The organism is Pseudonocardia pini, from assembly GCF_013870575.1.
Lineage (GTDB): Bacteria > Actinomycetota > Actinomycetes > Mycobacteriales > Pseudonocardiaceae > Pseudonocardia > Pseudonocardia pini.
In genome coordinates this window covers 1-21,369 of record NZ_JACBXB010000016.1, presented here as the reverse complement: position 1 = coordinate 21,369, position 21,369 = coordinate 1, and the positions used below count along the sequence as shown (strand labels likewise).

At 70.1% G+C, this 21,369-nt stretch carries 20 protein-coding genes; 2 read left to right on the top strand and 18 right to left on the bottom strand.

The features are described from left to right. Positions 1-77: 77 nt before the first annotated feature. The 7 genes from H5J29_RS02550 to H5J29_RS02520 all read right to left on the bottom strand — a co-directional run bounded on the left by H5J29_RS02550 (position 78) and on the right by H5J29_RS02520 (position 8,134). Positions 78-1,460 (bottom strand): hemolysin family protein, encoded by a 1,383-nt coding sequence (locus H5J29_RS02550; protein WP_181779261.1) that lies wholly within the window; start codon positions 1,458-1,460, stop codon positions 78-80. Further along, positions 1,457-2,005, bottom strand: a complete 549-nt coding sequence (gene ybeY, locus H5J29_RS02545; protein ID WP_181779260.1) for an rRNA maturation RNase YbeY — start codon at positions 2,003-2,005, stop codon at positions 1,457-1,459. Before ybeY ends, H5J29_RS02550 begins: the two co-directional genes overlap by 4 nt. Before the next feature lie 39 nt (positions 2,006-2,044). Further along, positions 2,045-3,679, bottom strand: a complete 1,635-nt coding sequence (locus H5J29_RS34630; protein ID WP_181779259.1) for a putative PEP-binding protein — start codon at positions 3,677-3,679, stop codon at positions 2,045-2,047. Next, positions 3,676-4,284, bottom strand: coding sequence for a hypothetical protein (locus H5J29_RS02535; RefSeq protein ID WP_181779258.1), 609 nt, complete (start codon positions 4,282-4,284; stop codon positions 3,676-3,678). Before H5J29_RS02535 ends, H5J29_RS34630 begins: the two co-directional genes overlap by 4 nt. Positions 4,285-4,286: 2 nt before the next feature. Continuing rightward, the gene (locus H5J29_RS02530; protein ID WP_181779257.1) at positions 4,287-5,789 is read right to left on the bottom strand and encodes a class I adenylate-forming enzyme family protein; all 1,503 of its coding nucleotides are present in this window, start codon (positions 5,787-5,789) and stop codon (positions 4,287-4,289) included. A 76-nt stretch (positions 5,790-5,865) separates the two neighbouring features. Continuing rightward, positions 5,866-7,407 (bottom strand): hypothetical protein, encoded by a 1,542-nt coding sequence (locus H5J29_RS02525; protein WP_181779256.1) that lies wholly within the window; start codon positions 7,405-7,407, stop codon positions 5,866-5,868. A 1-nt stretch (position 7,408) separates the two neighbouring features. Further along, positions 7,409-8,134 carry a PEP-utilizing enzyme gene (locus H5J29_RS02520; RefSeq protein ID WP_181779255.1) on the bottom strand — a complete coding sequence of 242 codons (726 nt, stop codon included), beginning with the start codon at positions 8,132-8,134 and terminating at the stop codon, positions 7,409-7,411. A 119-nt stretch (positions 8,135-8,253) separates the two neighbouring features. On the opposite strand from H5J29_RS02520, the gene H5J29_RS36075 reads away from it, so the two are divergent. Continuing rightward, entirely contained in the window at positions 8,254-9,081 is an 828-nt protein-coding gene (locus H5J29_RS36075) for a helix-turn-helix transcriptional regulator (RefSeq protein WP_220186902.1), read from the top strand. Positions 9,082-9,138: 57 nt separating this feature from the next. Here H5J29_RS36075 and H5J29_RS02510 read toward each other — a convergent pair whose 3' ends face one another. From H5J29_RS02510 to H5J29_RS34205, 6 genes are all read right to left on the bottom strand, one after another. After that, on the bottom strand, positions 9,139-10,284 hold the full coding sequence (locus H5J29_RS02510; RefSeq protein ID WP_181779254.1) for an Rv3169 family protein: 1,146 nt from the start codon (positions 10,282-10,284) through the stop codon (positions 9,139-9,141). 7 nt (positions 10,285-10,291) lie between these two features. Then, positions 10,292-11,917, bottom strand: a complete 1,626-nt coding sequence (locus tag H5J29_RS02505; protein WP_181779253.1) for a PEP-utilizing enzyme — start codon at positions 11,915-11,917, stop codon at positions 10,292-10,294. Position 11,918: 1 nt separating this feature from the next. Next, positions 11,919-13,115, bottom strand: coding sequence for a hypothetical protein (locus H5J29_RS02500; protein ID WP_181779252.1), 1,197 nt, complete (start codon positions 13,113-13,115; stop codon positions 11,919-11,921). After that, positions 13,112-13,483, bottom strand: coding sequence for a PEP-utilizing enzyme (locus tag H5J29_RS02495; protein WP_181779251.1), 372 nt, complete (start codon positions 13,481-13,483; stop codon positions 13,112-13,114). Before H5J29_RS02495 ends, H5J29_RS02500 begins: the two co-directional genes overlap by 4 nt. A 327-nt stretch (positions 13,484-13,810) precedes the next feature. After that, positions 13,811-13,999: a hypothetical protein gene (locus H5J29_RS02490; protein WP_181779250.1), complete on the bottom strand. Its 189-nt coding sequence runs from the start codon at positions 13,997-13,999 to the stop codon at positions 13,811-13,813. Positions 14,000-14,435: 436 nt separating this feature from the next. After that, a complete protein-coding gene (locus tag H5J29_RS34205; RefSeq protein WP_220186901.1) occupies positions 14,436-15,104 on the bottom strand; it encodes a TetR/AcrR family transcriptional regulator in 669 nt (222 codons plus the stop codon). A gap of 92 nt (positions 15,105-15,196) precedes the next feature. On the opposite strand from H5J29_RS34205, the gene H5J29_RS02480 reads away from it, so the two are divergent. After that, complete coding sequence (locus H5J29_RS02480; protein ID WP_181779249.1) at positions 15,197-16,018, top strand: mycofactocin-coupled SDR family oxidoreductase; 822 nt, start codon at positions 15,197-15,199, stop codon at positions 16,016-16,018. Between the two features lie 56 nt (positions 16,019-16,074). Here the strand turns inward: H5J29_RS02480 and H5J29_RS02475 are convergent, their stop codons facing one another. The 5 genes from H5J29_RS02475 to H5J29_RS02455 all read right to left on the bottom strand — a co-directional run bounded on the left by H5J29_RS02475 (position 16,075) and on the right by H5J29_RS02455 (position 21,302). Continuing rightward, positions 16,075-17,193 (bottom strand): LLM class flavin-dependent oxidoreductase, encoded by a 1,119-nt coding sequence (locus H5J29_RS02475; RefSeq protein WP_181779248.1) that lies wholly within the window; start codon positions 17,191-17,193, stop codon positions 16,075-16,077. Between the two features lie 31 nt (positions 17,194-17,224). Continuing rightward, complete coding sequence (locus tag H5J29_RS02470; RefSeq protein ID WP_181779247.1) at positions 17,225-18,529, bottom strand: MFS transporter; 1,305 nt, start codon at positions 18,527-18,529, stop codon at positions 17,225-17,227. 14 nt (positions 18,530-18,543) lie between these two features. Then, entirely contained in the window at positions 18,544-19,650 is a 1,107-nt protein-coding gene (locus H5J29_RS02465; RefSeq protein ID WP_181779246.1) for an LLM class flavin-dependent oxidoreductase, read from the bottom strand. A gap of 64 nt (positions 19,651-19,714) precedes the next feature. Then, positions 19,715-20,113: a nuclear transport factor 2 family protein gene (locus H5J29_RS02460; RefSeq protein WP_181779245.1), complete on the bottom strand. Its 399-nt coding sequence runs from the start codon at positions 20,111-20,113 to the stop codon at positions 19,715-19,717. Positions 20,114-20,147: 34 nt separating this feature from the next. After that, a complete protein-coding gene (locus tag H5J29_RS02455) occupies positions 20,148-21,302 on the bottom strand; it encodes an LLM class flavin-dependent oxidoreductase (protein WP_181779244.1) in 1,155 nt (384 codons plus the stop codon). Positions 21,303-21,369: the final 67 nt, after the last annotated feature.

The following is a 21,369-nucleotide window of genomic DNA, read 5'->3' as shown; positions in this document are numbered from 1 at the left end:
CGCCGGTGCGGGCCCGGGAGGACCGCGCGAGGGTCACGATCTTGGCGTCCTCGGGATCCAGCTCGACGGTCGGGGCCTCACTGCCGGACATCGCTCTCCTCACGGGCGGCGGGCACGGACTCGCGCTCCGCCTCGTCCTCGTCGTCCTGCTCGGGTTCGGGCGGTGCCAACGGCGTGACCAGCACCGACGTGATGCGGATGCGGCCCCGGGCGTCCTTGCCGCCCTCGCCGCGCAGGTGCAGCAGGCCCTCCACCTCGGCCTGCGCACCGGGCAGCGGCACCTTGCCGAGCCGCTGCGCGAGCAGGCCGCCGACGGTGTCGACGTCCGCCTGCTCGATCGCCTCGCGGAGCAGCTCCTCGCGCTCGGTGCCGGTGAACTCCCCCGCGAACAGCTCCTCGAGGTCCTCGACCGGCAGCCGGGCGGCGAGCCGCAGCGTGCCCCCGTCGAGCCGCTGGACCTCGGGGACCTCCTCGGTGTCGTACTCGTCGGAGATGTCTCCCACGATCTCCTCGAGGATGTCCTCGATGGTGACGACGCCGGCGGTGCCGCCGTACTCGTCCACCACGATCGCCATGTGGTTGCGGGTGCGCTGCATGTCCTTGAGCAGCTCGTCGATCCGCTTGGAGTCGGGGACGAACACGGGCGGGCGCACGACGTCCACCAGCGCGGCCTCCGGCCGGTCCCACGCCACCCCGACCAGGTCCTTCAGGTACGCGACGCCCACGATGTCGTCGATGTCCTCGCCCAGCACCGGCACCCGCGAGTAACCGCTCTTCAGGGCCAGCCGGACGACCTTCTGCACCGGGGTGTCCCGCTCGGCCCACACGACGTCGGGCCGGGGTTGCATGACGTCCCGGACGATCGTGTCGCCCAGCTCGAAGACCGAGTGGATCATCTTCCGCTCGCCCTCGTCGACCACGCCCCGGGTGCTGGCCATGTCGACGAGCTCGCGCAGCTCGACCTCCGACGAGAACGGGCCCTCGCGGAAGCCGCGGCCGGGGGTGATCGCGTTGCCAACCAGGATGAGCAGCTTCGTGATCGGGCCCAGCAGCGTGGCGATCACCCGGATCGGGGCCGCGACGGCCATGCCCAGCGCGTAGGGGTGCTGGCGGCCGAGGGTGCGGGGGCCGACCCCGATGAGCACGTAGCTGACCACGACCATGATCGCCGCGGCCGTGAGCACGCCCGCCCAGGCGGGGTCGATCCAGCTCGCGAGCGCGAGGGTGAGCAGCACCGTGGCCACGGTCTCGCCCATCAGGCGGAGCAGGATGAGCAGGTTGACGTAGCGGGGACGGTCCTCGACGACCTTGGCCAGGGCCTTCGCCCCGGGTCGGCCCGCGCGGACCAGGTCGACGACGCGGGCACTGGACACCGACGTGAACGCCGCGTCCGCCGCGGCGAAGACCCCCGCGATCGGGATCAGCACGATCGCGACGATCAGCAGCCCGAGGGCGTTCATCGGCCCGGCTCGTCGGTGTCCAGGCCGACCGTGCCGAGCACCTTCTCGTCGATCCGCCGCTGCGCCTCACGGGCGGCCGCGTCGGCCCGCTCGGTGCGCCAGTCGTGCAGCAGCCGGTTCTGGAGCCCGAACATCTCGCGCTCCTCCTCCGGCTCGTGGTGGTCGTAGCCGAGCAGGTGCAGTACGCCGTGGACGGTGAGCAGGTGCAGCTCGTCGGCCAGGGTGTGGCCCGCCTGGACCGCCTGGTCCTTGGCGAAGGCCGGGCACAGGATCACGTCGCCCAGCAGCGCGGGGCCGATGTCCGGCGCGTCGGGGCGACGGGTGTCCTCCACGATGTCGTCCATCGGGAAGGCCATGACGTCCGTGGGGCCGGGCTCCTCCATCCACCGCTCGTGCAGCTCGGACATCGCCTCGAGGGTGACGGCGGTGATCGCGAGCTCGACGGCGGGGCTCACCCGCATCCGGTCCAGCGCGTAGCGGGCGACGGACACGATCAGCGACTCGTCGACGGCGACGCCCGACTCGTTGACGACCTCAATACTCACTGTGCCCCTCTTGACGATGCCTGGGGGCAAGGGTAGTCGTCAGCCGTCGGAGAGCAGTGCGCGGACCGCCGCGGCGTCGGGGGCGGCGAGGGCCCTGTTCCTCAGGTCACCCTCGGTGGTGGCCTCGCGGACGGCCTGTTTCACCCGGGCGACGGCGGGCGGTGAGACGGACAGCTCCCGCACCCCCAACGCGAGGAGCAGCCCCGTCGCCCGCGGGTCCGCGGCCAGCTCACCGCAGACGGCGGTCGGGACCCCGGTCTCGCAGGTGCGGCCGATCAGCCCGAGGACGGCCGGGTGGAGCGGGTCGGCGAGCTCCGTGAGCCGCGGGGACCCGCGTTCGGCCGCGGTGACGTACTGGGTCAGGTCGTTCGTGCCGACGCTGAAGAAGTCGACGTCCGGCGCGAACCGGTCCGCGGTGAGCGCGGCGGCGGGGACCTCGATCATGATGCCGACCTCGAGGTCCGCGGGCCCCTCCTCGTCCAGCGCCCGGTCGAGGGCACGCCGGGCGGCGTGCAGCTCGGCCGGGACGGTGACCATCGGGAACATCACGCTGACCGGGGTGTGCCTCGCCGTCCGGACGACGGCGCGGAGCTGGTCGTGGAGGAGATCGGGGTTCCGCAGGGTCAGCCGGAGCCCGCGCACGCCGAGGAAGGGGTTCGCCTCCGGCCCGGTCGGCAGGTACCGCAGGGGCTTGTCGCCGCCGACGTCCAGGGTGCGCAGCAGGAACAGCTCGCCGTGCTGGACGGTGAACTCGATGTCCTGGGCGTCGCGGCCCTCGCGGTCGAGGCAATCGGCGGCGCGCAGCAGCTCGGCGTGCACATGGGGCGCGCGCTCGGCGAGATGGGTCAGCGGCTTGGGCGTGACCCGCCCGGACACGACGTCCTCGCCCTGGCCCTGCTGCAGGTACTCGCCGTAGGGCTCACGGGTGCCGTTGACGGGGTTGCGGGTGAACAGGACGCCGGTGCCGGAGTCCTCGTCGAGGTTGCCGAATACCATGGCCTGCACCGTGACCGCGGTGCCGAGGTCGTCCGGGATGCCGTAGTGCCTGCGGTAGGCGACCGCGCGCCGCGAGCGGCTGGACGCGAAGACGCTCGCGACCGCGCCGTGCAGCTGGGCCCACGGGTCACCGGGCACCGTCTCGCCGGTGTCGTCGAGCACGGTCTCCCGCACCGCGGCGAGGTCCGGCAGCTCCTCGAGCTCCTCGGTGCAGCCCAGCACGAGCTTGCCGTAGAAGCCGGTGAACCGGCGGTGCACCTCGGCGGCGAACGCCGGGTCCCCGGTCTCGGCCGCGAGGGCCTGCTCGACGGAGTCGGTGCAGCCCAGGTCGAGAATGGTGTCCATCATCCCGGGCATGCTGATCGCGGCCCCGGAGCGCACGGACACAAGCAGCGGCCGCTCGGTGCCCCCGAAGGTTCGGCCGAGCTGCTGCTCGAGGAGCCGGATCCCCGCGGCGAGCTCGTCGACCAGCCCCTCGGGCAGGCCGTCCCCGGAGAAGTAGGCGGCACACGCCTCGGTGGTCACCACGAACGCCGGTGGGACCCGCAGACCGAGCGACCGCATCCGCCACAGGCTCCAGGCCTTGCCGCCCACCAGGTCCCGGCTCGGCTCGACCGCAGGGTCGTCCGGGACCACGAGCCAGCGGTAGCCGGTCCCGGCGTTCACCGCGGCGCTCATTCCGGGCGCTCCCGGCCCGTCAGCCGCAGGATGTGCTCGTGCATCTGGAACCACACCGTGTGCACCGAGTCGACGCGCACGCCGCTCACGTAGTCGGTCTCGCCGCCCTCGGCCCGGGTCAGCGCGGCGCCGATCCGGTCGAGGAAGCGGTCGACGAGCGGGTCGGCGTCGGCCAGCGGCCGCAGCACCTTGCCCGTCTTGTCGACGACGCGGCCGACTTTGTCGATGATCGCGGCGTCGTAGTCGGCGTCCCCGTGGTCGTTGGGCACGCGGTCCCCGCCGACCTCCTTGGTCTGCCAGTCCGTGGTGAGGCTCAGGATCTGTGTGTTCACGCCGCTCTCGAAGGAGTCCATGGCGGCCTGCACCGTGTCGGACCCGCGCAGGTCCGCGAACGCCGTCGGGTAGGCCTGCTCGAGCAGCTCCCGCCCGGCCTGGCTGATCATGTACTTGTCCTTGGCCGAGACGACCGCGCCGTCGGCGGCGGCCTTCTCCAGGCCGGCGGTGACCTCCTCGGGCGGCAGGCCGATGACCTCGGCGAGCTGCTCGGCGGTGGCGAGCTGGCGCAGCGCCAGGCTGTGGACGGTGAGCTGGTACGGGTCGAGCATCGTCAGTCCTCCGAGTTGATTGCGCGCTCCGACAAGCTGCGCGCGGTGGTCAGCATGCGGTCGCGCACCTCGCGGCGCAGCGACTTGCCGACCGGGCTCGTGGGCAGGTCCGGCCAGATCTCGACGGCCTTGGGTCGCTTGAACCCGGCCAGCCGGTCGGCGCAGAACGCGCGGATCTCGTCGGGGTCGGCGGCGGCGCGGACGACCACCGCGGCGGTCACCCGCTCGCCCCACTTCTCGTCGGGCAGCCCGACGACGGCCGCCTCGACCACGGCGGGATGGGCCAGCAGGGCGTCCTCCACCTCGCGCGGGTAGACGTTGAACCCGCCGGAGATGATCACGTCGTGCCTGCGGTCGAGCAGGTGCAGGTAGCCCTCGGCGTCCCAGCGCCCGATGTCGCCGGTGTGCACCCAGCCGTCCGCCTGCTTGGTCTCGGCGGTCGCCTCGGGCCGCCGCCAGTAGCGCTCCATCGTGTGCGGGCCGCGGGTCAGCACCTCGCCGACCCCGTCGACGCCGAGCGAGTTGCCCTCGGCGTCCCGGATGTCGACCTCGACGAAGGTGTAGGGCTTGCCCGCGGACGTCAGGCGTTCGGGGGTGTGCTCCCAGGGCTGCAGGCAGGTGATCGCCAGCGGTGCCTCAGCCTGGCCGTAGAGCTGGGTGAACACCGGGCCGAGGACGTCGATCCCGCGCTGCAGCACCGTCGTCGCGATGGGGGCGCCGCCGTAGCAGAGCCGCTCCAGGGCCAGGTCGGCCTGCGCGGTCGCGAGATCCTCCAGCAGCATGCCGATCATCGTCGGCACCATGAACGTGGTGGTGGCGCGGTGCTTCTGCGCCGCCTCCAGGAACGCGCCCGGCGAGAACTTGGAGACGATCACGTTCGCCGCGCCCTTGACCAGGTGCGGCAGGAAGAACGCGCCACTGCCGTGGGTGATCGGCGCCGCGTGCAGCATCACCGAGTCCGGCCGCAGGTTCGGCACCAGATCGACGAGGAAGTTGTTCACCTCGGCCAGCTCGCTGCGGGTGGTCAGCACCACGGCCTTGGGCCTGCCGGTGGTGCCGCCGGTGTAGGCGAGCCGCAGCGGCTCGTCCGGGTCGCGGCGCACGTCGCAGGGTCCCGCGGGGGCGCCCTCGATCAGACCGGGGAGCTCCTCGGCCGCGATCGTGATCTCGACCGGGGCCGGCGCCTCCCCCGCCACCACCAGGCCGCGGGCCTGGGAGTCCTCGATCTTGAAGGCCAGCTCGTGCGCGGTCTCCCTGGCGTTGAGCGGGACCCGCACCAGCCCGGACTTGGCGAGCGCGTAGTAGACGACGACGCCGTCGATCCCGTTGGGCATCAGCACGGCGACCCGGTCACCCGCCGCCAGCCCCCGGGACAGCAGGGCGTGGCCGAGCCGGTCGGTCAGGTCGTCGAACTCGGCGAAGGTCACGACGCGCTCGCCGTCGACCAGGGCCGGGGCCGCGCCGAACTGACGACCGGCGCGGCGGATCAGATCACCGATCTGCACTGTCTCTCCTCGTACGGAGTGGGGGAACACGGCCGGCCGCGAACAGATGCACGCGACCGGCCGGAGTTCGGTGGGGTCAGCCCTGCAGGTCGGCGCGGCGCAGACCCGCGCCCCGGCCCTCCAGGTTGCGGCTGCCCCGCTGGGCGAGCTTGTACAGGTCGTCGGCGCGCGGGCTCGTGTAGTTCCGCTTCACCCACTCCTCGTCGAGGTAGCGGTTGCCGTCGGCCAGCACTGCGGGGGTGAACTCCCGCACCCGGCGGTTGTACTCGTCGAGCTCGAGCCTGCCCTGGCTCGTCGTCCACAGCCCGTTCTTGGGCGGCAGGCTCGACGAGCCGGACAGCCGGTCACCGGCAGTCGGGGCGAAGTCCGAGTCGGTGAGCACCGAGTGCGGCACACCGGTGAGCATGTTCTGGTTCAGGCCCGAGTAGCGCGCCATCGTGTACTCGTTGGTCTTCTGGTGCGGGAAGCCGATCAGGCCCACCATCTCGCCGAGGTTGTCGCGGCCGTACTCGTCGTTCATCAGCGGCTTGAAGCGCTGCACCCGGTCGTCGATCTCGAACCAGTCGCTCTGCCGGTAGGTCCCCGCGAGGTGCGCGAAGTCCTTCGCCACCGACGAGTACACCAACGCCCCGGCGTCGATCATCTGCTCGCGGGACCAGGTGGCGATCCGCTTCCACAGGTCCGCCGTCGCCTGGTTGAGGATCTCCCGGTAGGACTCCATGGTCTCGGCGAGCTTCTCGGCGTTCTCCATGCCGACGGGCTGGTAGCCGTCGGTCAGCGGGTCCGAGGTGTACATCCCGACCGCGGCGATGTTCGACGCCGCGTAGCTCGGCTCGGCCTCGAACGAGGCCCAGTCGTCCATCAGGTGGAAGTTCGTGTCCTTGAAGACGATCGGGATCGTCAGGTTGGTGAACGGCAGCTGGGTCGCGATGCCGTCGAGCCACGGATAGTCGCCCTCGGTCAGCTCGAAGAAGTCCCGCACCACGAGCTGGCGGCTGTCGCCGAAGTTGTACGGCCCGGAGTTGTGCAGGCCGATCCGGCACTCGCAGTGCGCCAGGAACGCGTACTGCGACAGCTGCGCGACGAGCTTGGTGGCGGCGGTGTGCAGCCGGTCGCCGGGGTTGACCCCGTGCAGGTCCGACTCGAACACCTGCAGCGTGCGCTCGGGCAGGAACTGCGAGCGGTCGCCGAACTCCTTGTTGGTCAGGTGGCCGTCGTTGCGGTGGTAGGCCAGGTTGAACCGCTTCGAGAAGTCCAGCACGTCGACGACGTCGTCCACCGCGTCCGCGGGTCCGATCAGGCCCCAGTTCATCAGCATCTCGCGGCCGATGAGGTAGAAGGCGGGCATGCCCCAGGCGGCGTTGACGGTGTCGACCTTCAGCGACACCTCGCGGGCCCGGTCGCCGAGCTCCTCGGCCGGGGTGGCGGCGTCGATCTCGCGCAGCAGGGTGGGGAGCCGGTAGAAGCTGTTCAGGTAGCTGAGCAGCATGTACGGGTTCATCGGGAAGAGCTTCGACTCCTGGACCGTGCGCGTGATGCACAGCCAGTAGGTCGTGTCCGAGAGCTGGCGCAGGTAGTTGTTCGTCTCGAGCAGCCTGCTGTAGTTGATGTCGGCCATCTCAGGCGCCCTTCTCCAGGATCCAGATCCGGGCGTGCCCGGTGTCGCCGGTCTCGTACGCGTCCGCCGCGGGCGGGGCCGCGGTCACCTCGATCTCGACGACGTCGCCGTCGGCGAGGGTGTCGATCTGGCAGTTCATGAGCGTCGGGACGTCGTACTCGCGGGCCAGGATCCCCAGATGCGAGCGGACCGAGCCGCCGAGGCAGATCACGCCCGCGAAGCCCTCGATGATCGGCGCGGTCAGGGTGCCGCCGGAGTCGTCGATCACGGCGATGGTGCCGGCCGGGACGCCGTCGGCAAGGAATCCCATGACCTGCTCGGTCGTGGAGATCAGGGCGACCGGGCCGGTGACCGTCTCCGCCTTGCGGAGCACGTTGTCACCGATCCCGACCTGGCGGCGGCCGTCGGTGACCGGTCCGTCGGCGAAGGCCGACGCGGCCTTCTCCGGGCGCTTGTACTTGTCCGGCTCCGACTCCAGCGACACGGTCGCCGAGAAGTCGAAGCGGTACCCGGAGTCGAGGGCCTCCTGCTCGACGGCCTGGGCGTCCGCGAGGGAGAAGAGGTCGAACTGGCGCGCGAACACCACGTCCTTCCACTCCTCGCCGGTGGCCGCGAACCGCTTCTTCGCCACCTCGCGCACGGCGGAGTTGAACCTGGCGGGCAGCGGGAGTATCTCGGTCGAGCCCCATTTCGGCGGGGTCTGCGCAGGCACTGCGGAATCGGACATCGTCACCTCACTGTGAGCGGAACGGGCGAGATCGAGTCGGTGGCGAGCCCACCGACCGCGGATCCGCGCCCACACGCCCGCGGATCCCCTGCTGTTCACGAGACTGAAAGGTAGGTAGCGTGGGCGCTGTGACCCAGTCCACGTTGGTGGACAGTCCGGCGTCGACGACGACTGCCAGGTCTTGTCGCCGCCCGACTCGTCCTTCCCTGCGCAAGCTCGACTACGAACGCGCCTTCGACGTGCTGGAGAGCTGCGACACCGCCGGGTCCCTGCCGGACTTCAAGGAGCAGATGGTCGAGGCCCTGCGCCGCCACTTCGCGCTGCAGCACGTCTCGTTCTTCGCAGGGGCGACCTTCCACAACGTCTTCGGCGACCTCGCCCCGCTCACCGAGGGCAACACCGCGCGGATGCTGCCGGAGTACCAGGAGCGGTGGTCGCGCCACGACATCTTCAGCACGCCGGCCGCGATGCGCCAGCTGGTCTCCGGTGGCGTCAGCTCGCTGAGCGAGCTCCGCGCCCGCGGCACGCTGCCCGCCGCCGCCGAGGCCTACGTCCGGCACTTCCTCCACGGGACGTGGGGCATGGAGTGCGCGGCCGCGCTGCAGCTCGAGCTGCCGGGCGGGCACACGGCGCTCATCGGCATGTTCGACCCGAAGGCGGACAAACTCGGAGCCGCGGAGCTCGGCACGTTGCGCCTGCTCAGCCGCCAGCTGTCGGCCATATCCCGCAGTCTCCCGGTGAGCAGGCCCAAGGCCGCCCTGGCCGGCCTGTCCGATCGTCAGCGACAGGTCGTGGAACTCATCGCGAAGGGGCTGAGCAACTCCGACATCGCCGAGACGCTCTCGCTGGCCGAGGACAGCGTGAAGAAGCACGTCAGCCGCATCCTCGCCGCCACCGGCTGCCAGTCACGCATGGAGCTGGCCCTGCTGGCTCGCAGCAGCCGCTGACCGCGAAGCGCCCCCACACCACCGTGAAGGTGGGTGGGGGCGCCGGCGTGCCCGAGGTCAGAGGATCGACGACTCCCGGGTCAGGCCGTAGCGGCGGTGTTCGCCGATCACCATCGACTCGAAGATCCCGTAGCCGACCGCGTCGCCCTCGCGGACCCGGATCACGCAGTCCCGCAACTGGTGGATCTCCTCCACGGTCTCGCGGCTGGACGCGTCCGCGAACCGCTCGCCGTCGAGGAACTGCTCGCCGCGCCACTGGCCGTGGCGCTGGCCGCGGAACCCGAAGTACATCGCGGTCCCGAGGTGGAAGCCGGTGTCGCTGACCGGCTCGATCTCCACCGTCCGAGTCTGCCCCCAGCCGGCGTCGAAGGTCATCTTGCCGCCGAGCAGCCGCCGGTTCACCGGGTCGAACTTCAGCTCGTCCTGGACCGCGAACAGGTCGTGCTGTGATCCGTCCGGCTCGTTGACGAAGCCGGAGAAGTAGGTGGTCTGGTGGTCCACCTGCTGCTGGTAGTGGTGGATCTCGTACGTGCTGCCGTCCGGGCGGCACAGCCACATCGGGCTCCAGGTGAGCAGGAAGTCCTGCTCGAGCCGCTCGGGCTTGTAGACGTCCGGGGCCGGGTCCCCCACGTCCATCCGCACGCCCCAGGAGTGGTCGCGGAAGCCGAACCACTCCTCGTCGCGCACGTCGATCTTCTCGCCGTCGATCCAGATAGTGCCGCGGATCGTCGACGCCTGGTGGTAGCGCAACAGGTCGGACTGGATCCGAAACCCGTGCGGCTCCCGCTGCTCGTCCTTGCGCTCGAGAAAGGGCGGGAGCACGCCGGTGAGCACGAGGTCGAAGCGGATCGGGAGGATGTGGTTCTCCCGCAGCACGAAGCGCACCGACTTCAGCGGTTCGATCACCTCGTAGTCGAGGGGGCCGACCCCGACCCGCTCCGGGTCTGCATCGAGCCTGCGGGTGGAGCGGACAGTCAGCTGCTCCTTACCGCGGGAGATGCCGCCGAAGCCGTCCATGACGTTGCGGTTGTGGTACTTGCCGAAGCCGACGTCGACCTGCAGCGAGCCGTCGCGGGCGAACAGCGAGCCCCACAGCTTCTCGGTCCAGGAGATGTCGGCGTTGGAGACCGTCGCGAAGGTCTGCGGGGTCTGGTGGCAGAGCAGCTCGTCGGCGTGGGTCAGGATCTGCTGGGACTGGCGCATGACTCTCCTAGCTGGTCGGCGAGAACGAGCCGGGCAGGTCGTTGGCGACCACCGCCGTCCCGAAGATCGCCGCGGCCTTGTCGTCGTCGTCGAGCGGGTCCGGGTAGAGGGCACGCGTGTCCGGTGAGAAGTCCCAGTCGACCTGGTCCATCACACCCGCGAGCTCGGCGAACGGCCGCAGGCCCGCGGTGTACATCTGCGTCGCCGCCCAGATCCGCTGCTCGCGGTCCATCGCGGCGAACCGCTGGTACAGCTCCATGTGGACCTTGCTCAGGTCGGAGGCGACCTCCGGCCACCGGTCCGGCCCGAGCAGCTCGGTGGTCCCGTCCGCCCGGTGCCCGACGACGGTCGCCTCGGTGACCGCGCCGAGCAGCTGGTCCGGCTCGGTGAACGTGGTGCCCCAGTCGTTGATCTCGAACTCGGTGAACGCGGCCGGGTCGAAGGTCAACGCCATGGTCAAGCCCTGGTACGGGGGCTGGAGACCCTCGAGCCACGGATACGCCCACGCACTCGGGCCGAGCGCCAGGTAGTCGCGCACGATCGTGTGCCTGCCGTCGCGGCGGGGGTAGGGCCCCGAGTCGCAGATGCCGACGCGGGAGTCGCAGAACGACAGGAACGAGTAACCGGACACGGTGGCGTTGAGCCGCTTGAGCGCCTTCGACGACGCCGGGTCCAGCCGCTGCCCCTGCCCCACCAGCTCCTCGACCGTCTCCGGTGCGAGATAGCGGTTGGTGAAGCCGGCGTCCTTGTAGTCCATCGTGCCATCGCCGCGGTGGGCGAGGGTGAGCCTGCGCCAGAAGTCGACGACCGTGCGCACCTCCTGGCGGCGTTCCTCCGGGCGCAGCTTCTCCATCTGGATCAGGCACTCGCGACCGGTCAGGTAGTGGTAGCCGATCATCCATATCCACAGCGGGCTGACCAGGCCCGGCCGCTCCCGCAGCCGCTTCCCCAACTCCTCCGCGGGCATCGCCGCATCGATCACCGCTACCCGCTCCGCGTAGGTGTGGAAGTCGTCGATCACCGACAGGGTCATGTACGGCAGCATCGGGAACAGCTCGGAGGTGAACCCGGAGCGCCGGGTGATCTCCGGCTTGAACGCCCGGCCCATGTGCTGGACCAGGTCGTCGAGCCGGTCGTCGGTCAGCTCCTCGGCCAGCAGCCGGTCCAGCGCATCCGGCCCGACGGTCACGTCGAAGGGCTTCACGGCGATCTCGTCGCCGACCCGGCGCACGTAGGTCCACCAGGCCTGCGACACGTCGCCCTCGGGCGTCGCGTCCACCGGCGCCGCGGCACCCGTGCGGACCACGCCGGTGCCCTCGACGATGTCGAGCGTCACCTCGTCGCCGTCCGAGAGGTCCTCGGTCAGGTCCGTGCCGACCAGGCAGGGCAGCTCGAACTCGCGGGACACGATCGCCAGGTGCGAGCGCAGCGTGCCGTCGAGACAGACGATCCCGGCGAGCCGCCCGAGGATCGGGGACAGGAACGTCGTCCCGCCCGAGGCGACCAACGCGACGGTGGACTCCAGGTCGGAGTCCAGCGACTCGATGACGTCCGTGGGCGAGCGGAAGTGCTTCACGGTCCCGGTCGTGCGCGCGAACGCGTACGACGGGACCCCCTTGCCGATGGTCCCCATCTCAGCCTCCCAGCGGCCGGAAGCAGCTGTCACGGTCCTGCGGGACGAAGATCCCGCCGATCAGCTGGAGCGCGAGGTCCGGGTCCTGGAACTTCTCGTACGACTCGGCGATCCGGGGGGTGACGGTCCAGTCGATCTCGTCGTAGCACCCGGCGAGCCGGGCCCAGGCCTTGGTCTTCCAGGCGTACATCTCGGTGGCGTAGAGGTTGCGCTCCTCCGGGTCGGTCTCGGCGAGGCGCTGGTAGAGCGCGCGGTGGGCCTTCCGGATCGCCTTGGTGGCCTCGTCGATCTCCGGGAGGCCGAGCGGGGTCAGGACGCCGCCGTCGGTGCAGAACACCCTGGTCTCGATGATGTCGGCCTGGTAGTCGCTGGGGGTGAACCAGGCGGTGCCCCAGACGTTGTTGTCCATCTTCACCGAGTTCGGCAGCCGGTAGGCGATCACGAAGTGGTGGTAGGGCAGGGTCTCGCGGATGCCGTCCAGCCAGGGGAAGTCGCCGTCGCCGTCGGCACAGGTCTCGCGCAGGGCGAGGAAGGTGCCGTCGCCGAGCTCGTAGGGGCCGGTGTCGCAGACCGCCGTGCGGGCGTCGCAGTTCTCCAGGAACGCATACGCGGTGAGCCGGGCGCCGAACTTGCGGATCGCGGTCTTGATCTCGTCGTCCGCCGGGAGCAGGTGCGAGCGGATCTCCGCCATCAGCTGGTCGCCGACGACGTGGCTGGAGTTCGCCGGGTCGGCGTGCATGTTGTAGAGCACGCCGTCGGTGCGCATCGCGATCGTGGCGTCCCGCCAGAACCGCATCACCTCCAGCTGGTCCTCGAGACCGTCGGCGAGGGTGTTCTCGCCGAGATCGACGAACAGCTCGCGACCGGTCAGGTAGTGCAGCGGCATCGCGGCCAGGTTGATGAAGCTGCGCTTGTTGCCGATCGGCAGCGCTCTGCGGACGAGCTCGGCCGGCGTGGCGTGCTGCCGGATGGCGCGCAGCCGCTCCGGGACGCGGAGGTAGTCCTCCATCATCGACATCAGGATGTAGGTGTTCATCCCGAACAGCTCGGACTCGAACACGGTCCGGGCCGAGAGCTCGGACTTGTACGCCGCGCCGCCCTCGTGCACGAGCCAGTTCCACTCGTCGAGGGTCGGCTCGTAGGAGGCGTCGGTGTAGAGCGCCTTGAGGTTCTCCGGGGTGCTGAGCTGCGCCGTCACGCGGTCACCCCCGCCGCCACCGAGATCCGGGTGGTCTCCGCGTCGGCCATGTCGAGCACCACGGTGTCGCCGTCGGCGACCTCACCGGAGAGGGTCGCCCCGAGCACGCAGGGCACGTCCGACTCCCGGGAGAGGATCGCGAGGTGGGACTCGCGGCTGCCCGCGGTACACACGATCGCCCGCAGGTCCGGGAGGATCGGCGACAGGAAGGTCATCCCGCCCTTGTTCACGAACGCGATGGTGTCCTCGAGGTCGTCGTCGTCGATCGAGAGGACGTCGGACGTGTCGTTGAACCATCGGGCCGTCCCGCGGACCTCGCCCGCGGTGAAGAGGGTGACGCCGCTCCCAACGTCGGTCGGGTCGCTCATGGTTGCTCCGTCCCGCCCCGCCATTGGGGCATCTGCCGGCTGTCACGCATACGCGCCGGTCAGACGCTAAGAGCCGACATCGGTGTGACCCAGTGCACGTTGGTGGACACTCTGGGGACACCGACTCAGCGCGGCCCCTACCGGGCGGCCATCCGGATGGCGCCGTCCATGCGGATCGTCACTCCGCTGAGGTAGTCGTGCTCGGCGATCATCGAGACCAGGCGCGCGCCTCGGACGGGGTCGCAGCCGGCTTGACCGGGCCGATCAGCGGCACGATGCGGGTCCGGGCGAGGTTCTGGTAGGTCGCCCTGGTCGTGCGCTCCACGACTAGCAGAAGGAAAGCTTCTCCAGCGGCTGCAGGACGGTAGCCGAGGTCCGTGGGTTCAGCTGCTCGTCGACCTGGACCAGCAGTCGCCGCAGGACCTTCTCAGCCTCCGCGTCAGCGTCCGGGCCGCGGCGAACCGTGTCCTGGAGGTAGTGGCGCTTCTTGGTGACCGGATCCCGCCCGACGAACACGCGGACCTGCAGTGAGCCGCTACTTACTGCACGATCTGGCCGCGGAGGCGTTTGCGGCGGGGAGCGGTGGCCAGGGCGCAAGCGTTAGACCGGTTGGCACCACAAGTGGCCCCACAACACGACCGGCCCGAGAGTCGGGAGACTCATCGGGCCTGGTCTTCAAGGGTGGAGCTGAGGGGATTCGAACCCCTGACCCCTTGACTGCCAGACGAACCCCCTCACAAGCCTCCTACCAGCGACAACGATGACAGAATCGCCCTCTCCAGCCTCCTCGACTCGCACCACGCGCAGGACTTCGCACGACGAGTGGCTCCACGCCACGAATGCCCGCAGCCGCAGCTCGATCTTCGCCTTCGCCGGCAGGCACCGGCGGTCGCGGTGACCGGGCTTCCCGTGTGAGCGTGGGCAGCAGATCCGGCGCTCGTCGCGGACAGGCTCAGCCGTCGACGACGGGCAGCCCGGCCACCTCGGAGCCCAGCGTTCGACGCAGGGCGAGGACGGTGGCGGGCTCCGCGTCGGAGCGGGCCGCCCGCTCGCCGTGCTCTTCCAGGGCGGACAACGCGAGCTCCAGGAACCTCCGCGAGGCGCTGTGCGGATCGGCATGGCCGTGCGCCAGCTTCTCGTTGAGCGCCAGGTAGAGGAAGACATCCTCGATCCAGCGGTCCCGGCGGAAGCGCCCCTGCTCCTTCGCGGCGGCGATCAGCTCCTCCAGCTCGACCAGCAGCCGGTCGCGCAGGCGGTCGACCGGGACGCTCCGCCCGGCCGGCACGGCCCGGAGCGCACCCAGGTAGGCCGGGTTGTCGATCTGCTCGGCGAAGAGCCAGCCGAGGTAGTGCGCGAAGCCGGCCCAGCCGTCGTCGAGCCTGCGGGCCTCGACGAGGGCCGCTCCCGCCCGCCCCAGGTTCGCCAGCAGGAGCTCGACCAGGAGGTCCTCGCGTTCCGGGAAGTGCCGGTAGAGCGAGGCGTTGCTCAGCCCGGCACGACGGGCGATCGCGTCGAACGGCGCGTCCAGCCCGCGCTCCGCGAAGACCTCCTTGGCCGCGCCGATCAGCGCCGCCCGGTTGCGGACCTGGTCCTTGCGCGGGCGCACGGGGCTGGCGGACATGGCGTCAACGTACCGGCCGATGAAACGTACACAACTCCCCGTTTCATCGGTATGGTCGACGGGGACCACCCCTCGACGAAGGAGACGAGAACATGGGCAAGCTGGACGGGAAGGTCGCCTTCATCACCGGCGCCGCGCGCGGGCAGGGCCGCAGCCACGCGATCCGCCTCGCGCAGGAGGGCGCGGACATCATCGCCGTCGACTGGCTGCAGGACATCTCCACCGTCGACTACCCGATGTCGACCCAGTCCGATCTGGACGAGACCGTGAAGCAGATCGAGGGCCTCGACCGCCGGATCCACACCACGAAGGCGGACGTACGGGACTTCGGCGCGCTGAAGGCCGCCTACGAGGCCGGGGTCGCCGAGCTCGGACCGGTGGACATCGTGCTGGGCAACGCGGGCATCTGCCAGCTCGGCAGCGCGGAGCCGGACCCGGTCCAGGCGTTCAACGACGTGGTCGGGGTCAACCTGGTCGGCGTCTGGAACAGCGTCTACGTAGCGGCCCAGGACATGATCGACCGGGGTCAGGGCGGCGCGATCGTCCTGACCAGCTCCACCCAGGGCCTGTCCGGGCGCGGATCCGACGGCTCCGCGGGAGCCCAGGGCTACGCGGCCGCGAAGCACGGCGTCGTGGGGCTGATGCGCAGCTTCGCGAACTGGCTCTCCCCGCACGGGATCCGGGTGAACACCGTGCACCCCACGGGCGTGGCCACCCCGATGGTCGAGAACGACGTCATCGGGAGGTACCTGGAGGAGAACCCCCAGGCCGGGCAGATGGCCGCCAACCTGATGCCGGTCGGGCTGGTCGACCCGGTCGACATCAGCAACGCGATCCTCTACCTGGTCAGCGACGACGGCCGGTACGTCACCGGCGTGACGCTCCCGGTCGACGCGGGCTTCAACGTCAGGTAGCCGCCTCCGCCGGGGCATCGGCGCTCCCGATGCCCCGGCGGTGCAGGACATCCGGCCTACGCCGCCGCGGGGGCGACGTCGACGATCTTCGGCACGACCTCCCTGGCGATGCGCTGCATCGACTCGATCCACGGCTTCGGGTCGTCCGCGTAGTCGTGGGTGTTCATGACGATCTGGCCCATGCCGCCCATGTCGTCGTTCATCCTCTGCAGCTTCTCGACGACCGTCTCCGGCGACCCGCAGATCCAGACGTTCTCCGCGATCCAGTCCATGTCGAGATCGGCGATCTCGACCCCGGTGCCGGAGTCGTCGATGTAGCCCTGGAGGATCTTGAACTCCTTGTAGACCGGGACGAGGTACTTCTCCCAGCAGTGCCCCAGGCCGCCTTCGAGGGCGATCCGCTTGGCCTCGGCGTCGGTGTCCGCGACGACGATGTCCCGACACATCCTGAAGCGCATGCGGTCCGGGGTGAACCCGTTCTCGCGCTGGCCCTCCTCGTACTTCGCCCAGTGCGAGCGGCCGACCTCCAGCCCGCCGAAGAACGAGATGGGCGAGAAGTCGTTGGCGCCCGCATACTTCATCGACGCGGAGCCGAACGACAGCGCCGTCATCGCGATCTCCAGGTTCTCCGCGCCGTTCCACGGCGAGAAGTCCGGCATCATGTGGAACTCGGCGCCCTCGTCGTCCGCCTCCCCCTCCTCGGGGAAGCCGCCGGTGAAGTACTCGCCCTCGAAGTGGAAGGGCTTGCGGTCCCACACCTTCTGCATGATCTTCAGGGCCTCGTCGCGGCGCGGGCGGGACTCGGAGAGGTCGGCGGGCTGGCCGCGGAGGATGGCGTCCCGCGGATAGGCCCCGGGCCCGACGCCGAGGAAGTACCGGCCCTCGAGGACCTGGGAGAGCCAGCCCGTCTGGATCGCCAGCGAGGCCGGGTTGTGCAGGCCCAGCAGGTGCGCCATCGGCGCGAAGCGCAGCTGCTCGGTCTCCCGGGCGCAGGCGCCGATCACGATCTCCGGGTTGGGCACGCTCTCCCAGGCCTGGGTGGCGTGCTCGCCGATCATGAAGTCGGCGAAGCCCGCCTGGTCCGCCTCCCGGGCGATCAGGACCGAGTAGTCGAAGACCTCGCGCGGGGAGCGGGAGGGCTTCATGTAGGGGACGTGGAAGATGCCACTCTTCATCGGTGCAATTCTCCTTCGAACGCGGATGAGGTCAGTCGCGCAGTGGCTCGAGATGGGCCGCGCGGCCGCGCAACGTGAGCAGGGTCAGCAGGGTGATCAGGCTGCAGGCGATGGTGTAGTAGGCCGCGGCCAGGGAGCTGCCGGTGGCGGAGACGAGCGCGGTGATGATGAACGGCGCCGTGCCGCCGAAGAGCGCCACCGAGAGGGCGTAGGCGAGCGATACCCCCGTGACGCGGGTGCGGGTCGGGAACCGCTCCGAGAGTAGCGCCGGCAGCGGCCCGCCGACCAGCCCGATCAGCACCCCCGCCACGACGAGCGCCGCCAGCGCGGCGGCGAACCCGCCGCGCAGCATGAGGAACAGCGGGTACGAGAGCACGATCGTGGCGACGGTGCCGACCAGCATCACGGGCCTGCGGCCCACCCGGTCCGACCAGGCGCCCGCGAACGGCACGACGAGACCCGCGACGGTGCCGTTGATCAGGGTGAGCAGGTAGGACTGTTCGAGCGGCATCCCGAGGGTCTTCGAGAGGTAGGTCGGCATGAGGACCATGAAGGTGTAGCCGGTGCACGAGTACACGACGACGATGCCCACCGTCGTCAGGACCTGGCCGAGGAGACCGCCGGACGGAGCGGCCGGGGTAGAGGCCGGCTCGGACCCCGTGGCCTGACGGAACTGCGGGGTCTCGTCGACCCGCAGCCGCAGGTAGAGCGCGATCAGGCCCATCGGCGCGGCCAGCAGGAAGCCGATCCGCCAGCCCCACGTCGTCAGCGCCTCGTCGCTCAGCGCCACGATCAGGACCGTGGCGGCGCCGGCTCCGCAGACGAAGCCGATCACCGTGGTGAAGAACGACCACGAGCCGTAGAGACCCCGCTTGCCGGGCGGCGCGTACTCGACCATGAGCGAGACCGCCCCGCCGAACTCCCCGCCCGCCGCGAGCCCCTGCACCACGCGCAGCACGGTGAGCAGCAGCGGCGCCCACACCCCGATCTGGGCGTACGTCGGCAGCAGCCCGATCAGCGCGGTGGCCGCGGACATCAGCCCGATGATCAGGACGAGGACCGGTCGTCGCCCGGAGCGGTCGGCGAAGCGGCCGAAGATCGCCGCGCCGACCGGGCGGAGGAAGAACGCCAGCGCGAACAGCGAGAACGTGGCCAGCAGGCCCGCGACGCCGTCTCCCGTCGGGAAGAACAGGACCGCGATGATCGGCGCCATGTAGCCGTAGAGCGCGTACTCGTACCACTCGACGAGGTTGCCCAGGGAGCCCGCGACCAGCGCGCGGCGGGAGGCGCGCACGTCGATCACCTGGGCTGTGGCCGCCTGTGTGTCACCGGTCATCGCCGCCCACCTCCTCAGCTCGCGGCGGACAGGCCGAACGGGAGCTGGATCTTGGGCGCGACCTCCTGGGCCAGCAGCCGCAGGGACTGGAACCACGGTGACGGGTCGTCCATGTAGTCGTGGGTCTCGACCTGGAGCACGCCCCAGCCGCCGGTGAACTCGTAGAGCTTGTTCAGCTTCTCGATCACCGTCTCCGGGGAGCCGACCACCCAGACGTTGTCGCAGATCCACTCGAGGTCCACGTCCGAGGCCTTGGCGCCGACGTCGGCGATGTAGCCCTCGAGCATCCCGAAGCGCTCCCAGATGGGCCAGAGGTAGCGCTCGAAGGCGTAGCCGATGCCGCCCTCCATCGCGAGCTTCTTGGCCTCCTTGTCGGTGTCCGCCACGAACACCGTCTGCGACACGTGGTACTTCGACCGGTCCGGCGTGTGCCCGTTGGCCAGCGCCGCCTTCTCGTAGGTCTCCCAGTGCGTCTTCAGGATCGACGACCCCGAGTAGATCGAGACGGGCATGAAGCCGCGCTCACCGGCGAACCTGATCGAAGGGGAGTTCACGCTCAGCCCGGTGACCGCGATGTCCAGCTTCCCGCCCCACGGGCTGTAGTCCGCGATCTTGTGGTCGTCGTGGCCCTTGCCGTCGTCGACCTCCTCGGGGTAACCGGCGTTCCAGAACTCGCCCTCGAAGTGGAAGGGCTCGCGCTTCCAGATCCGCTCCATGATCTCGAGGGACTCCCGCACGCGCCTCGGGTTCGACGAGATGTCCGTGATGCCGTGCAGCTCCGCCGCCTGCGGGTAGGCCCCCGCCCCGATGCCCAGGAAGTACCGGCCCTCGAGGATCTGGGAGAGCCAGCCGACCTGGATCGCCAGCGCCGCGGGATGGTGCTGCGGCAGCAGGTGGGCCATCGGGGCGAACTTGATCCGCTCCGTCTGGACGGCCGCCGCGGCGATCACCAGCTCCGGCGTCGGGATGCACTCCCACTTCTGCGTCGCGTGCTCGGCCACCATGAACTCGGTGAACCCGGCCTGGTCGGCCTCCCGGGCGTTGGCCAGAGCCCAGTCGAACGTCTCGCGCGAGCTGCGCTCGGGACGCATGTACGGGATGTGGATGAGTCCGGATTCCATGGGTGTCGGCTCTCCTGACGTGTCTGACTTCGGTGTGCAGGGGTGGGAGGAGCGGGCAGGCGCGCTACGACGCGAAGAAGATGTCGTACGCGTGCTTGGTGTCGAGGTACTCGTGGACGACCGCGATCCGGCCGTCCGGCGCGACCTCGAACAGGAAGTGACAGCGCGGGTCGTAGACCCGGCCGTCCTTGAGCTCGGCGAACGAGTCGGCCTCGACGGCGACCCGGTCGCCCTCGGCCACCATCGACGTCGGGGTGATCTTCAGGGGGGCGACGTAGACGTCCGCGACGCCGCCGATGAGCTTCCCGAAGCCGGCCTTGTCGTAGCTGCCGGACATCCCGTCGAGCTTCCCAGAGACCCACCAGGTGACGTCGTCGGACAGTGCGTCGAGGGTCTTGTCGACGTTCCCCTCCGAGAACACCTCGAGAAATCTCGCGACGGCGGCTTTCGGATCCACTGGCATGGCGAACTCCTCTTCGATGAGGGACGGGAGGGGGTCAGACGAACGCGCCCGCGGCGTCCTTGGTGGCGAACCGGGGAGCGACCTCCTCGGCGAAGCGCACGAGCTCGGCGTTCTGCCGCTCCGGCTCCAGGTGGCCCTGGCCGAACATCAGGAAGCACTCGTCGAAGCCGAGCCGGTCGTGGGCCTGCTCGATCTGCCGCGAGATGTCGTCCGGGGTCCCGATCAGCACGTTCGGGAACTGCTGGCCGTGCGGGATGAACCACTTGTCCCAGAACCAGCGGTGCTCGGCCTCGAGGGCCTGCGCCTCCTCCTTCGAGTCGGTCAGGATCAGGAAGCCGCCCCACGCGCCGACGTCCTCCCGGGCGACGTCTCGGCCCGCCTTCTTCGCGGTCTCCGTGTAGCGCTTCCAGAGCGCCTCGCAGAAGTCGAGGTCGTTGGCGAACACGACCTGCTTGCCGCCCTCACGGGCCCACATGTCGACCGTGCGCATCGAGTAGGCGAAGGCGCCGTAGACCTTCGGGTGCGGGTTCTGGAACGGCCGCGGCGCGATCCCGATCTCCCGGACGATCCCGTTCTCGTCCTGTCCCGCACCGAACTCGGCGTAGCCGGGGTGCCCGGCGGAGCCGCCCTCCGGCGGGTACTCCCAGTACTTGCCCTTGAACGAGAACGTCGAGTTCTCCCAGGCCTTCTTCACGATCTGGACGGACTCCTCGAAGATCTCCCGGTTCGCCGCGTCCTGGTCGTTCTTCGCCTTGGCGTGGGCCACGTTCGTGGCGCCGACCCCGCGGACGGCGGCGTACGCGTCCACCCAGCGGGCGTGGTAGCCGCGGGTGAACCCGACGATCAGCCGACCCTGCAGCATGTGGTCCAGGGTCGCGATCTCCTCCGCGACCCGGACCGGGTTGTGCGTCGGCAGGACATAGCCCAGCAGCCCGGCCTTGAGCCGCTTGGCGTGCGCCCCGACGAACAGCCCCAGCATCCCGGGGTGGTTGGTGATCTCGAAGCCCTCGATCTGCAGGTGGTGCTCCGGCGAGCAGTAGGACTCGTAGCCCAGCTCGTCGGCGAGCTGGACGTAGCCCTTCATCTCCTCCAGGAACCGCTGGTAGAGCTCGGGACGCTGCCCGGCCATGCCCGCTTCGAGCTCGTGGCGTCTGCCGATCACGCCGGTCTGCATCAGGTGGAACTTCACCGGGGTCGTCTCCTTCGGGTCGTGGGGACGGCGGGGCTCAGGCGACGGCGCCCGCGGGCGCGGCCGA